The following is a 13,132-nucleotide window of genomic DNA, read 5'->3' on the forward strand; positions in this document are numbered from 1 at the left end:
CGCCTTTACGACAGGAAGAGGCGGTAAGCCGGGTTGGCGCTCTCCTCGACATACGGATAGCCGAGTGCCGCGAGGAAGCGTTCGAATTCGGCGCGATCGGCCTGCGGCACCTGCAGCCCGACGAGGATCGAGCTGTAGTCCGCGCCCTGGTTGCGGTAGTGGAACAGGCTGATGTTCCAGTCCGGCGCCATCGACGACAGGAACTTCATCAGCGCGCCCGGGCGCTCCGGGAATTCGAAGCGGAACAGGCGCTCGTCGAGCGCGAGCGGCGAGCGGCCGCCCACCATGTAGCGGATGTGTTCCTTCGACAGCTCGTCGTGCGTCAGGTCGACGCTCTTGAAGCCATGCGACTCGAAGTTCGCGGCAATCTCGGCCGATTCGCCGCGGCGCTTGATCTGCACGCCGACGAAGATGTGCGCGGCCTGCGCATCGGCGATCCGGTAGTTGAACTCGGTGACGTTGCGGTCGCCGACGAGCGAGCAGAAGCGCTTGAAGCTGCCGCGCTCCTCGGGGATCGTGACCGCGAACACGGCTTCGCGCGCTTCGCCCACTTCCGCGCGCTCGGCGACGAAGCGCATCCGGTCGAAGTTCATGTTCGCGCCGGACGTGACCGCGACGAGCGTCTGGTTCTCGATGCCTTCGCGTTCCGCGTAGAGCTTCGCGCCCGCGACCGCGAGCGCGCCGGACGGCTCGAGCACGCTGCGCGTATCCTGAAAGACGTCCTTGATCGCCGCGCACAGTGCGTCGGTGTTCACCGTCACGACGCCGTCGAGGTATTCGCTGCAGAGCCGGAAGGTTTCCTCGCCGACCAGCTTCACGGCGGTGCCGTCCGCGAACAGGCCGACCTCGCTCAGCTCGACACGCTTGCCGGCTTCCAGCGACTGCGCCATCGCGCACGAATCCTCGGCCTGCACGCCGATCACCTTGATCTCCGGGCGCACCGCCTTCACGTAGGCCGCGACACCGGACGCGAGCCCGCCGCCGCCGATCGGCACGAAGATCGCGTGGATCGGGCCCTGGTGCTGGCGCAGGATTTCCATCGCGATCGTGCCCTGGCCGGCGATCACATACGGATCGTCGAACGGGTGGACGAACGTGAGGCCGCGCTCTTCCTGCACCTTGACCGCGTGTGCATACGCGTCGCTGTACGACTCACCGGCCTGGATCACCTCGACGCTCGGGCCGCCGTGCGCACGCACCGCATCGACCTTCACCTGCGGCGTCGTGACCGGCACGACGATCACGGCCTTGACGCCCATCCGCGCCGCCGAGAACGCGACGCCCTGCGCGTGGTTGCCGGCCGACGCCGTAATCACGCCGCGCGCGAGTGCTTCCGACGGAATGTGCGCCATCTTGTTGTACGCGCCGCGCAGCTTGAACGAGAACACCGGCTGGTTGTCCTCGCGCTTCAGGTAGACGGCGTTGCGCAGGCGGGCCGACAGGTTGCGGGCGGATTCGAGTTCCGTCTCGATCGCGACGTCGTAGACGCGCGCGGTGAGGATTTTCTTCAGGTAATCGTGGGATGCCATGGGCGCTCGCGTGCAGTGCGGAAAGCAGACGGTAAAGGATCAATGATAGCGCCAAGGGTCTGCCTGCATGCAAGCGGCATGCCGAGCCGGTGCTCGCGGGGCCGTGCGGGCGGGGCGTCGGCGGGCGCGCGCCGCCTTTTTTACCGGCTTAACCGCACGGTTACCGACCGGACGGACGGCGAATGATCGCGCGAAATCGCGCCGAGCCAGGCCTGGCGCGGCTCGCGGGGATAGCCCCACGACCTGTCCGACGTGTCACGCGTGACCCGATCATGGGTTAGAATTCCGTTTTGAATCAAGGATCGGAAGATGCAGAGGCACCCTCGGATCGCACCGTTGAAGCCGACGCCGCGCGCAGCCAGCCCCGCGGCCGAACGGCACGCGCGCCGCGCGCGATCGTGCTGATCGTTCCGAGTGCCGCCAGGCCCTGTCGCCGGCCAGGAGGGGCGAGTCGCCCGCTCCGGCCCCATGAAGGACAGCCGCGCGCCTGGTAACAGAACAGATTTCCCCAAGATTGCGCCCACGCGCTTGCCGACGCCCGTGCACGGTGTATCGGCCCTCCGAGTCGTCCGAACATGAACGCACCACAAGTTTTCGATCCGCATGGCGCGGCCGCCGCCGTCGCCGCCGACCCCGCGCCCCGTTTGCGCGAGATTCCCTACAACTACACGTCCTTCTCGGATCGCGAGATCGTGATCCGCCTGCTCGGCGAAGAGGCGTGGTCGGTGCTCGACGAACTGCGCGCCGAGCGCCGTACGGGCCGCTCGGCACGGATGCTGTATGAAGTGCTCGGCGACATCTGGGTCGTGCGCCGCAACCCGTACCTGCAGGACGACCTGCTCGACAACCCGAAGCGCCGCGCGCTGCTGATCGAGGCGCTGAACCACCGCCTTACCGAAATCGGCAAGCGCCGCAGCGCGGATCTCACCGAGCACCGCGACGACGCGGGCCGCGAGCGCGCATCGCGCGTCGAGATGCTCGAAACCGCCGCGCAGCGTGCGGTCAACGAGTTCGCCGACGAATTCGAGAAGATGGCCGACCTGCGCCGCCGCGCGACCAAGGCGCTCGGCCGCTGCACGCAGAAGGACAACATCCGTTTCGACGGGCTGTCGCGCGTGTCGCACGTGACCGACGCGACCGACTGGCGTGTCGAATACCCGTTCGTCGTGCTGACCCCCGATAGCGAAGCCGAGATCGCCGGCCTCATCAAGGCCTGCTTCGAGCTCGGCCTGACCGTGATCCCGCGCGGCGGCGGCACCGGCTACACGGGCGGCGCGGTGCCGCTCACGCCGTTCTCCGCCGTCATCAACACCGAAAAGCTCGAGCAACTCGGCGCGGTCGAGCTGACCGAGCTGCCGGGTGTCGCGCACAAGGTGCCGACGATCTTCTCCGGCGCGGGCGTCGTCACGCGCCGCGTGACCGAGGCGGCGGAAGCGGCCGGCTACGTGTTCGCGGTCGATCCGACCTCGCTCGACGCATCGTGCATCGGCGGCAACGTCGCAATGAACGCGGGCGGCAAGAAGGCCGTGCTGTGGGGCACCGCGCTCGACAACCTGGCCTGGTGGCGGATGGTCGACCCGGACGGCAACTGGCTCGAAGTCACGCGCCACGAGCACAACCAGGGCAAGATCCACGACATCGCGGTCGCGCGTTTCGAGCTGAAGTGGTTCGACGGCGCCTACGCGCCGGGCGAGAAGCTGCTGCGCACCGAAATGCTCGAGATCGAAGGCCGCCGGTTCCGCAAGGAAGGGCTCGGCAAGGACGTGACCGACAAGTTCCTCGCCGGCCTGCCGGGCGTGCAGAAGGAAGGCTGCGACGGGCTCATCACGTCCGCGCGCTGGGTGCTGCACAAGATGCCCGCGCACACGCGCACCGTCTGCCTCGAATTCTTCGGCCAGGCGCGCGAGGCAATCCCGAGCATCGTCGAGATCAAGGATTACCTGTTCGAAACGTCGAAGCAGGGCGGCGCGATCCTCGCGGGCCTCGAGCACCTCGACGAGCGCTACCTGCGCGCGGTCGGCTACGCGACCAAGAGCAAGCGCAATGCCTTCCCCAAGATGGTGCTGATCGGCGACATCGTTGGCGACGATGCCGATGCGGTCGCGCACGCCACGTCCGAAGTGATCCGGATGGCGAACGGCAAGAGCGGCGAAGGCTTCGTCGCGGTCAGCGCGGAGGCGCGCAAGCGCTTCTGGCTCGACCGCAGCCGCACGGCCGCGATCGCGAAGCACACGAACGCGTTCAAGATCAACGAAGACGTCGTGATCCCGCTGAACCGGATGGGCGAGTACACCGACGGCATCGAGCGGATCAACATCGAGCTGTCGCTGAAGAACAAGCTGCAGCTCGTCGACGCGCTGGAAGCGTTTTTCCGTGCCGGCAACCTGCCGCTCGGCAAGACCGACGACGCGAACGAGATCCCGAGCGCCGAACTGCTCGAAGACCGGGTCCAGCAGGCGCTGGAGCTGCTCAAGCGCGTGCGTGCCCGCTGGGAATTCGTGCGCGACCGGCTCGACCAGCCGCTGCGCGAGGCGCAGCATTACCTGGTGCAGCTCGGCTACGAGGCGCTTGCCGAGAAGTTCGCCGATCGCGCGGACGATCAGCCGGGCGCGACCGTGTTCCACATCACGCAGGACCGCACGGTCCGCATCTCGTGGAAGCAGGAGATCCGCGCCGAGCTGCGCGCGATCTTCAACGGCGGCGCGTTCAAGCAGATCCTCGACGAGGCGCAGGCGATCCACAAGCAGGTGCTGCGCGGCCGCGTGTTCGTCGCGCTGCACATGCACGCGGGCGACGGCAACGTCCACACCAACCTGCCGGTCAACTCCGACAACTACGAGATGCTGCAGGACGCCCACGCGGCGGTCGCACGCATCATGACGCTCGCGCGGTCGCTCGACGGCGTGATTTCCGGCGAGCACGGCATCGGCATCACGAAGCTCGAGTTCCTGACCGACGACGAGATCGCCGAATTCCGCGCGTACAAGCAGCGCGTCGACCCGAACGGCCGCTTCAACAAGGGCAAGCTGCTCGAAGGCGCCGATCTGCGCAACGCCTATACGCCGAGCTTCGGGCTGATGGGGTACGAGTCGCTGATCATGAAACAGTCCGACATCGGCGCGATCGCCGATTCGGTGAAGGACTGCCTGCGCTGCGGCAAGTGCAAGCCGGTGTGCGCGACGCACGTGCCGCGCGCGAACCTGCTGTACAGCCCGCGCAACAAGATCCTCGCAACCTCGCTGCTGGTCGAGGCGTTCCTGTACGAGGAACAGACGCGCCGCGGCGTGTCGATCAAGCACTGGGACGAGTTCAACGACGTAGCCGACCACTGCACGGTGTGCCACAAGTGCGCGACGCCGTGCCCGGTGAAGATCGACTTCGGCGACGTCACGATGAACATGCGCAACCTGTTGCGCAAGATGGGCAAGAAGAAGTTCAACGCCGGCAATGCGGCGGGCATGTTCTTCCTGAACGCGACCAATCCGCAGACGATCAACGTCGCGCGCAGCGTGATGATGGGCGCCGGCTACAAGGTGCAGCGCTTCGCGAACGACATGCTGAAGAAGGTCGTGACGAAGCAGACGCAGCACCCGCCGGCCACGGTCGGCAAGCCGCCGGTAGTCGAGCAGGTGATCCACTTCGTCAACAAGAAGATGCCGGGCAACCTGCCGAAGAAGACGGCGCGCGCGCTGCTCGACATCGAGGACAACAAGATCGTGCCGATCATCCGCAATCCGAAGTCGACCACCGTCGATTCGGAAGCGGTGTTCTACTTCCCGGGCTGCGGCTCCGAGCGCCTGTTCTCGCAGGTCGGCCTCGCCACGCAGGCGATGCTGTGGGAAGCCGGCGTGCAGACGGTGTTGCCGCCGGGCTACCTGTGCTGCGGCTATCCGCAGCGCGGCTCGGGCCAGTACGACAAGGCCGAGAAGATCGTCACCGACAACCGGGTGCTGTTCCACCGGGTCGCGAACACGCTGAACTACCTCGACATCAAGACGGTGGTCGTGTCGTGCGGCACCTGCTACGACCAGCTCGCCGGCTACGAATTCGACAAGATCTTCCCGGGCTGCCGGATCATCGACATCCACGAGTTCCTGCTCGAGAAGGGGATGAAGCTCGATGGCGTGACGGGCACGCGCTACATGTATCACGACCCGTGCCACACGCCGATCAAGACGATGGACCCGGTGAAGCTCGTCAACGAGCTGATGGGCGCCGAGAAGGACGGCTACAAGATCGAGAAGAACGATCGCTGCTGCGGCGAATCGGGCACGCTCGCGGTCACGCGCCCGGACATTTCGACGCAGGTCCGCTTCCGCAAGGAAGAGGAGATCCGCAAGGGGGCCGCGAAGCTGCGCAGCATCCCGGTCGTGGCCGGCAACGCGCCCGGGTCGGCTGCAGCGGCCGCCGCGGCCGCGAACGGCCCGGACGTGAAGATCCTGACGAGCTGCCCGTCGTGCCTGCAGGGCCTGTCGCGCTACAGCGAGGACGCGAACCTCGAGGCCGACTACATCGTGGTCGAAATCGCGCGCCAGGTGCTCGGCGAGAACTGGATGGCCGATTATGTCGCACGTGCGAACAATGGCGGGATCGAGCGCGTGCTGGTCTAATGCGGGCATGACGACCGCCCGACCGGGCCAGGAATGAGCGGGCGCCGGCGCGGCAATGCCGGCGCCCGTCCACATGGGAGCGACGATGGAATGCGTGTTTTGCCGTGAAGACGGCGGCGAAGTGCTCTGGCAGGACGATGCGGTGCGTGTCGTCCTCGCGACGGGCGAGCACGACTACCCGGGCTTCTGCCGGGTGATCTGGGGCGCGCACGTGGCCGAATTCTCCGATCTCGGCGAACCGGAGCGGGCACATCTGATGCGCGTGGTCTACGCGGTCGAGCGGGCCGTGCGCCGCGTGATGCAGCCGAACAAGGTGAATCTCGCGAGCCTCGGCAACATGGTGCCGCACGTGCATTGGCACGTGATCCCGCGCTTTTCCAACGACGCACACTTCCCGCAGCCCGTATGGGCGCCGCGCCAGCGCAGCGTGTCCGAGGCGCTGCTGCGCTCGCGCGCAGCGCAGGCCTCGCTGCTGCACAATGCGGTGCGCGAGGAAATTCAACGCATGACCGATTCGAGGCAGCCATGAGCGGTTTGACTTCCACGACGCCGATTCCGTCCGGCGTCGTCGTGCACGCGGTATCGCGCGTGCTCGAATTGCAGTACCCGAACGGCGATAGTTTCCGGATTCCGTTCGAGCTGATGCGCGTGTATTCGCCGTCGGCCGAGGTGCGCGGCCACGGGCCCGGCCAGGAGACGCTGCAGACGGGCAAGCGCGAAGTGACGATCACCGCGCTCGAGGGCGTCGGCCACTACGCGCTGCAGCCGACGTTTTCCGACGGCCATTCGACCGGCATCTACTCGTGGGACCTGCTGTACGAGCTGGCCACGCAGCAGGACGCGCTGTGGCGCGACTATTTCGACAAACTGAAGGCGGCGGGCGTCGAGCGCGATGCCCCGATGCCGGCGGCGAACGCGTCGCACGGCCACTGCCACTGAAATTCGACGGCGCCCGCTCGGCGCCGTCTTGCCATTTACTGAGGATCAACGCGATGAGCAAAACCCACTTCGGCTTCGAAAGCGTCGAGGAAAACGAAAAAGCGAAGAAAGTGGCGGGTGTGTTCCATTCGGTCGCGAGCAACTACGATCTGATGAACGACCTGATGTCGGCGGGCATGCACCGTGCGTGGAAGGCGTTCACGATCGCGCAGGCGAACGTGCGCCCCGGCTTCAAGGTGCTCGACTTGGCGGCCGGCACCGGCGACCTGACCCGGTCGTTCGCGAAGGCGGCCGGGCCGACGGGCGAGGTCTGGCATACGGACATCAACGAATCGATGCTGCGCGTCGGCCGCGACCGGCTGCTCGACAAGGGCATCGTGACGCCGTCGCTGCTGTGCGACGCGGAGAAAATTCCCTTTCCGGACAACTACTTCGATGTGGTCACGGTCGCATTCGGGCTGCGCAACATGACGCACAAGGATGCCGCGCTGGCCGAGATGCGCCGCGTGACGAAGCCCGGCGGCCGCGTAATGGTGCTGGAGTTCTCGAAAGTCTGGGATCCGCTGAAAAAAGCGTACGATCTGTATTCTTTCAAAGTATTACCGTGGCTTGGCGACAAGTTCGCGAAAGATGCCGAAAGTTACCGGTATCTTGCCGAATCTATTCGGATGCACCCCGATCAGGACACGCTGAAGACGATGATGGAACAAGCGGGCCTCGATGCCGTCAAATATTACAATTTGTCAGGTGGCGTGGTAGCTTTACACATGGGAGCCAAGTATTAAGGGGCTCTTTCCATACATTTGTCTTACATCTGGAGAAACTGATGTTCGAATCGCGTTCGTTGTTCAACCGTAGCAAGCCGTCGAAGCCGTGGGCTCGACGGGTCGGCACGCTGCTGATGGTCGGCCTGCTCACGGCCGGCACGTTCGCATCGCTCGACGCCGAAGCCAAGCGCATGGGCGGCGGGCGCAGCATCGGCCGCCAGAACTCCACGGTCACGCAGCGCCAGGCCACGCCGCCCGCGCAGCAGCCGATGCAGCAGGCCGCGCCGTCGCAGGCGCAGCGGGCGAATCCGGCCGCACCCGCGCCGGCCGCGCAGCCCAACCGCTCGCGCTGGCTCGGGCCGATCGCCGGCCTCGCGGCCGGTCTCGGCATCGCGGCGCTGCTGTCGCACTTCGGCCTGGGCGGCGCATTCGCGAGCATGATGGCGAACGTCATCGTGATCGCGCTGCTCGCGGCGGTCGGCATCTGGCTGGTCCGCAAGTTCATGAACCGCCGTCGTCCGCAGGAGCCGGCGTATTCGGTCGGCGGCTCGGCGTCGTCGTCGGGCGGCTACTCGCAAAGCCCGTCGTTCCAGCAGGGCGGCACCGGCAGCAACTACTCGGGTAGCGGCAGCAGCTACGCGAACGAAGCGCAAGGCGTGTTCGGCGGCGGTGCCGCGGCCACCGGCGCGGCAGCAACTGCTGCGGCAGCACCGCTCCAGGTGCCGGCCGGCTTCGACACAGAAGCGTTCCTGCGCAGCTCGAAGGTCTATTTCGTGCGCCTGCAGGCCGCGTGGGACCAGGGCAACCTGGCCGACATCCGCGAGTTCACGACGCCGGAAATGTTCGCCGAGATCAAGATCGACCTCGATTCGCGCGGCAACGAGTCGAACCAGACCGACGTCGTGCAGCTCGACGCGGAACTGGTCGCGATCGAGGATCGCGGCATCGAGCAGTCGGCGAGCGTGCGCTTCCACGGCCTGATCCGCGAATCGGCGAATGCATCGGCCGCGCCGTTCGACGAGGTGTGGAACCTGTCGAAGTCGGGCAGTCAGGGCTGGCTGCTCGCGGGCATCCAGCAGATCAACACGCACTGAGCGTGACCGGCGGCCCGCGCCGCCGGCACCCGGGCGACGGCCGCCGCACTGCGACCGCTTGCCGCCCGGGTGTGCGGTCAGGCACGGTCTGCCGACGATCCGACGTTACAATAGAAACCCGCGTGGGCGCCCGGCCTGCGCGGGTTTTTTCTTTCCCAGCCCGATGACCTTTGCCGCCAAGCCTTTTGCTGCTGCTGTCAATCACCTGCTCGCCCGCGAATCGTGGGCGCGCGACCGCCTGATTCCCTATTCGGGCAAGACTGCCCGGATCGACGTGCCCCCGGTTACGCTGACGCTGCTGGTGCAGCCCGACGGCTATCTGTCGGCCGTCGACGCGCACGATGCGCAACAGGTCGATGTGTCGATCGCGCTTGCCGGCGACACGGTCGCCGCGTTCCTGCAGGGCGGCCAGGCGGCCGTGATGAAGCACGTGAAGATCGAGGGCGACGCGGAGTTCGCCACGCAGATCGCGAAGCTGGCCGAGCACCTGCGCTGGGAGCCTGAGGAAGATCTCGCGAAGCTGGTCGGCGACGCGGCGGCATACCGGATCGCGACGGTCGTACGCGACGCCGGCGCGCGCGCGCGCCGCACCGGCCGCAACGTGCTCGATTCCGTCGCCGAATACTGGCTCGACGAGAACCCGCAAGTCGTCCGGCGCGCGTCGCTCGGCGGCTTCGACGCCGAACTGGCGCGCGCACGCGATGCGCTCGCACGGGTCGAAAAGCGGGTCGAGCGACTCGAACAAAAAATCGGCGCGCGCACGGGTTCCGGCCCGCGCGGCGCGCACTGAGGGGCCGCAGGGCATGCGCATTTTCCGTTTCATCAAGATTGTCTACACCGTCATCCGCTTTGGTCTCGACGAAGTGATGCTGTCCCGGATCGACGACCGGCGCGTGAAGCTGCTGTTGCGGATCACGACGATCGGCCGCCGCTATTCCGATCCGCCTGCCGTGCGGCTGCGTCACGCGCTCGAAAGCCTCGGCCCGATCTTCGTGAAGTTCGGCCAGGTGCTGTCGACGCGCCGCGACCTGCTGTCGGTCGATTTCGCGAATGAACTCGCGAAGCTGCAGGATCAGGTGCCGCCGTTCGATTCGGCGGTCGCGATCGGGATCATCGAGAAGTCGCTCGGTGCGCCGGTCGACGAACTGTTCGACGAATTCGAGCGCGAGCCGGTCGCGAGCGCGTCGATCGCGCAGGTGCATTTCGCGAAGCTCAAGCAGGGCCAGCACGCGGGCAAGGCCGTCGCCGTGAAGGTGCTGCGCCCGAACATGCTGTCCGTGATCGATTCCGACCTCGCGCTGATGCGCGACATCGCGATCTGGACCGAGCGCATGTGGGCCGACGGCCGGCGCCTGAAGCCGCGCGAGGTCGTCGCCGAATTCGACAAGTACCTGCACGACGAGCTCGACCTGATGCGCGAGGCCGCCAACGGCAGCCAGCTGCGCCGCAACTTCGCGGGCCTCGACCTGCTGCTCGTGCCCGAAATGTTCTGGGATTTCTCGACGTCGCAGGTGCTCGTGATGGAGCGCATGACCGGCGTGCCGATCAGCCAGGTCGAGACGCTGCGTTCGGCCGGCGTCGATATCAAGAAGCTCGCGCGCGAGGGCGTCGAGATCTTCTTCACGCAGGTGTTCCGAGACGGCTTCTTCCACGCGGACATGCACCCGGGCAACATCCAGGTGAGCCTCGATCCGAATACGTTCGGCCGCTACGTCGCGCTCGATTTCGGGATCGTCGGCGCGCTGTCCGATTTCGACAAGAACTACCTCGCGCAGAACTTCCTCGCGTTCTTCAAGCGCGACTACCACCGCGTCGCGACGCTTCACCTCGAATCGGGCTGGGTGCCGCCCGAAACGCGCGTCGAGGAACTCGAAAGCGCGATCCGCGCGGTGTGCGAGCCGTATTTCGACCGCGCGCTGAAGGACATCTCGCTGGGCCAGGTGCTGATGCGGCTGTTCTCGACGTCGCGCCGCTTCAACGTCGAGATCCAGCCGCAGCTCGTGCTGCTGCAGAAGACGATGCTGAACGTCGAGGGCCTCGGCCGTTCGCTCGACCCCGAGCTCGACCTGTGGAAGACCGCGAAGCCGTACCTCGAGCGCTGGATGACCGAGCAGATCGGCCTGCGCGGCTGGTACGAGCGCTTCAAGGTCGAGGCGCCGCAGTGGAGCAAGACGCTGCCGCAACTGCCGCGCCTGATCCATCACGCGATGGCCGCGCGCCATGATGCGCCGCGTGCCGCGAGCGAAGAGTTGATGCGCCAGATCCTCGTCGAGCAGAAGCGGACGAACCGGCTGATGCAGGCGCTGCTGATCTTCGGCCTCGCGGTCGGCGTCGGGGCGCTCGTCGCGCGCGTGCTGCTGGCGCTCGCGTACGGCACATGACCGAAAGGAGCAGGGCGATGTCCGATCCGAAGCAACCCGCTACACCGTCAGCCGCCGATTTCACGACGCGCGACCCCGGCAACGCATCGTTCTGGGACGAGCGTTTCGAGCGTGGCGTGACGCCGTGGGAATTCGGCGGCGTGCCCGAGGGTTTCAGCGTGTTCGCGAATCGGCTCGAGCCGTGCGCGGCGCTGATTCCCGGCTGCGGCAGTGCGCAGGAAGCCGGGTGGCTGGCCGAAGCCGGCTGGCCCGTGCGTGCGATCGATTTCGCCGCGCAGGCGGTGGCGGCCGCGAAGGCGCAGCTCGGTGCGCATGCGGACGTCGTCGAGCAGGCCGATTTCTTTGCGTACCGGCCGCCGTTCGACGTGCAGTGGGTGTACGAGCGCGCGTTCCTGTGCGCGCTGCCGCCGGCCATGCGTGCCGACTATGCGGCGCGCATGGCCGAGTTGCTGCCTGCTGACGGATTGCTGGCCGGCTATTTCTTCCTGATGGCGAAACCGAAGGGGCCGCCGTTCGGAATCGAGCGTGCCGAACTCGATGCGCTGCTCACGCCGCACTTCGAGCTGATCGAGGATTTGCCCGTGACCGATTCGCTCGCGGTGTTCGAAGGACACGAGCGCTGGCTCACGTGGCGTCGCCGCTGATGCGCGGGTATCGCGGCCGTTGCCGGAGCGCGGCAGGGTTTCGGCTATAATTCAAGGTTTTGCAAGCCGTTTCCAGTTTCCGCGGGAAAAATATCATGCCGATCTACGCCTATCGATGCGAAGCGTGTGGCTTCGCGAAGGACGTGCTCCAGAAGATGAGCGACGCGCCGCTGTCGCAGTGCCCGGAATGCGGGAAGGATGCATTTCGCAAGCAGGTCACTGCCGCGGGCTTCCAGCTGAAGGGTTCGGGTTGGTATGTCACCGATTTCCGCGGCGGTTCGGGCGGCACCAGCGCGCCGGCAACGGCATCGGGCGACGCAGCCCCGGCTGCAGCAACGGAAGCCGCGCCCGCCGCGGCTGCGCCGGCTGCATCGAGCAGTTCCGAAAGCACGACGACGAGCGCCGCGCCCGCCCCGGCTGCAGCGCCCGCCGCCAGCAGTTGACCGTCGCGGCCCGGCCGGGCTGCGACCAACCCGCGCCGCCGGCGCGGTTCATTGACGGCAGATGATGAAAAAGACGACCCTGAAATCGGTGTTTCTGACCGGCCTGCTGGTTCTCGTCCCGCTCGCGATCACGCTGTGGGTGCTTGGTCTCATCATCGGCACGATGGACCAGACCCTGCTCCTGCTGCCCGAATCGTGGCAGCCCGAGCGGATGCTCGGCTTCCATCTGCCGGGGATCGGCGCGGTGCTGACGCTCGCGTTCATCTTCGTCGTCGGGCTGGCCACGCAGAACTTCATCGGCCAGAAGCTCGTCACGTGGTGGAACGCCGTGGTGCGTCACATCCCGGTCGTCGGGCCGATCTACACGAGCGTCAAGCAGGTGTCGGACACGCTGCTGTCGAGCAGCGGCAACGCGTTCCGCAAGGCGCTGCTGATCGAATACCCGCGTCGCGGCTCGTATACGATCGCGTTTCTGACCGGCACGCCGGGCGGCGACGTGCTCAATCATCTGACGGAAGAATACGTGAGCGTCTATATCCCGACGACGCCGAACCCGACGTCGGGCTTCTTCCTGATGCTGCCGAAGAGCGAAGTCATCGAACTCGACATGTCGGTCGATGCCGCGCTCAAGTACATCGTCTCGATGGGCGTGGTGGCGCCCCCGGCGCCGGCTCCGGCGCCTGCACGCCGCCCCGTCGAGCCGCCGCTGTAAGTAAAGAATCATC

Annotated in this window: 11 protein-coding genes; 10 read left to right on the forward strand and 1 reads right to left on the reverse strand. The window is 66.5% G+C overall.

The genetic code is table 11. The annotated features are described in order from the left end of the window. Window positions 1-5 precede the first annotated feature (5 nt). On the reverse strand, window positions 6-1,529 hold the full coding sequence (gene ilvA, locus G3N98_RS12700) for a threonine ammonia-lyase, biosynthetic (protein WP_089426311.1): 1,524 nt from the start codon (window positions 1,527-1,529) through the stop codon (window positions 6-8). A 575-nt stretch (window positions 1,530-2,104) separates the two neighbouring features. Between ilvA and G3N98_RS12705 the strand changes: the two genes are divergently transcribed. The 10 genes from G3N98_RS12705 (at window position 2,105) to G3N98_RS12750 (ending at window position 13,119) form a co-directional block, all read left to right on the forward strand. Then, window positions 2,105-6,139, forward strand: coding sequence for a DUF3683 domain-containing protein (locus G3N98_RS12705; protein WP_089426309.1), 4,035 nt, complete (start codon window positions 2,105-2,107; stop codon window positions 6,137-6,139). 85 nt (window positions 6,140-6,224) lie between these two features. After that, window positions 6,225-6,668, forward strand: a complete 444-nt coding sequence (locus G3N98_RS12710) for an HIT family protein (RefSeq protein ID WP_089426308.1) — start codon at window positions 6,225-6,227, stop codon at window positions 6,666-6,668. Next, window positions 6,665-7,078, forward strand: a complete 414-nt coding sequence (locus G3N98_RS12715; protein WP_089426307.1) for a DUF971 domain-containing protein — start codon at window positions 6,665-6,667, stop codon at window positions 7,076-7,078. Before G3N98_RS12710 ends, G3N98_RS12715 begins: the two co-directional genes overlap by 4 nt. A 53-nt stretch (window positions 7,079-7,131) precedes the next feature. Then, entirely contained in the window at window positions 7,132-7,863 is a 732-nt protein-coding gene (gene ubiE, locus G3N98_RS12720) for a bifunctional demethylmenaquinone methyltransferase/2-methoxy-6-polyprenyl-1,4-benzoquinol methylase UbiE (protein WP_039360112.1), read from the forward strand. A gap of 41 nt (window positions 7,864-7,904) precedes the next feature. Continuing rightward, complete coding sequence (locus G3N98_RS12725) at window positions 7,905-8,939, forward strand: TIM44-like domain-containing protein (RefSeq protein WP_175237361.1); 1,035 nt, start codon at window positions 7,905-7,907, stop codon at window positions 8,937-8,939. A 163-nt stretch (window positions 8,940-9,102) separates the two neighbouring features. After that, window positions 9,103-9,729, forward strand: coding sequence for an SCP2 sterol-binding domain-containing protein (locus tag G3N98_RS12730; RefSeq protein WP_069248831.1), 627 nt, complete (start codon window positions 9,103-9,105; stop codon window positions 9,727-9,729). Window positions 9,730-9,742: 13 nt separating this feature from the next. After that, window positions 9,743-11,320 carry a ubiquinone biosynthesis regulatory protein kinase UbiB gene (gene ubiB / locus G3N98_RS12735; protein WP_175237362.1) on the forward strand — a complete coding sequence of 526 codons (1,578 nt, stop codon included), beginning with the start codon at window positions 9,743-9,745 and terminating at the stop codon, window positions 11,318-11,320. Between the two features lie 17 nt (window positions 11,321-11,337). Beyond that, complete coding sequence (locus G3N98_RS12740; protein ID WP_175237363.1) at window positions 11,338-11,964, forward strand: SAM-dependent methyltransferase; 627 nt, start codon at window positions 11,338-11,340, stop codon at window positions 11,962-11,964. A 95-nt stretch (window positions 11,965-12,059) separates the two neighbouring features. Further along, complete coding sequence (locus tag G3N98_RS12745; RefSeq protein WP_011353158.1) at window positions 12,060-12,407, forward strand: FmdB family zinc ribbon protein; 348 nt, start codon at window positions 12,060-12,062, stop codon at window positions 12,405-12,407. A gap of 61 nt (window positions 12,408-12,468) precedes the next feature. After that, the gene (locus G3N98_RS12750; RefSeq protein WP_069248829.1) at window positions 12,469-13,119 is read left to right on the forward strand and encodes a DUF502 domain-containing protein; all 651 of its coding nucleotides are present in this window, start codon (window positions 12,469-12,471) and stop codon (window positions 13,117-13,119) included. Window positions 13,120-13,132 lie beyond the last annotated feature (13 nt).

It is taken from the genome of Burkholderia sp. Tr-20390 (assembly GCF_017104595.1).
Taxonomy (GTDB): domain Bacteria; phylum Pseudomonadota; class Gammaproteobacteria; order Burkholderiales; family Burkholderiaceae; genus Burkholderia.

Excerpts from the sequence above, each read along its gene's own strand:
- ilvA (WP_089426311.1), bottom strand. The coding sequence starts at position 1,529 with ATGGCATCCCACGATTACCTGAAGAAAATCCTCACCGCGCGCGTCTAC.
- G3N98_RS12705 (WP_089426309.1), top strand. The coding sequence starts at position 2,105 with ATGAACGCACCACAAGTTTTCGATCCGCATGGCGCGGCCGCCGCCGTC.
- G3N98_RS12710 (WP_089426308.1), top strand. The coding sequence starts at position 6,225 with ATGGAATGCGTGTTTTGCCGTGAAGACGGCGGCGAAGTGCTCTGGCAG.
- G3N98_RS12715 (WP_089426307.1), top strand. The coding sequence starts at position 6,665 with ATGAGCGGTTTGACTTCCACGACGCCGATTCCGTCCGGCGTCGTCGTG.
- ubiE (WP_039360112.1), top strand. The coding sequence starts at position 7,132 with ATGAGCAAAACCCACTTCGGCTTCGAAAGCGTCGAGGAAAACGAAAAA.
- G3N98_RS12725 (WP_175237361.1), top strand. The coding sequence starts at position 7,905 with ATGTTCGAATCGCGTTCGTTGTTCAACCGTAGCAAGCCGTCGAAGCCG.
- G3N98_RS12730 (WP_069248831.1), top strand. The coding sequence starts at position 9,103 with ATGACCTTTGCCGCCAAGCCTTTTGCTGCTGCTGTCAATCACCTGCTC.
- ubiB (WP_175237362.1), top strand. The coding sequence starts at position 9,743 with ATGCGCATTTTCCGTTTCATCAAGATTGTCTACACCGTCATCCGCTTT.
- G3N98_RS12740 (WP_175237363.1), top strand. The coding sequence starts at position 11,338 with ATGTCCGATCCGAAGCAACCCGCTACACCGTCAGCCGCCGATTTCACG.
- G3N98_RS12745 (WP_011353158.1), top strand. The coding sequence starts at position 12,060 with ATGCCGATCTACGCCTATCGATGCGAAGCGTGTGGCTTCGCGAAGGAC.
- G3N98_RS12750 (WP_069248829.1), top strand. The coding sequence starts at position 12,469 with ATGATGAAAAAGACGACCCTGAAATCGGTGTTTCTGACCGGCCTGCTG.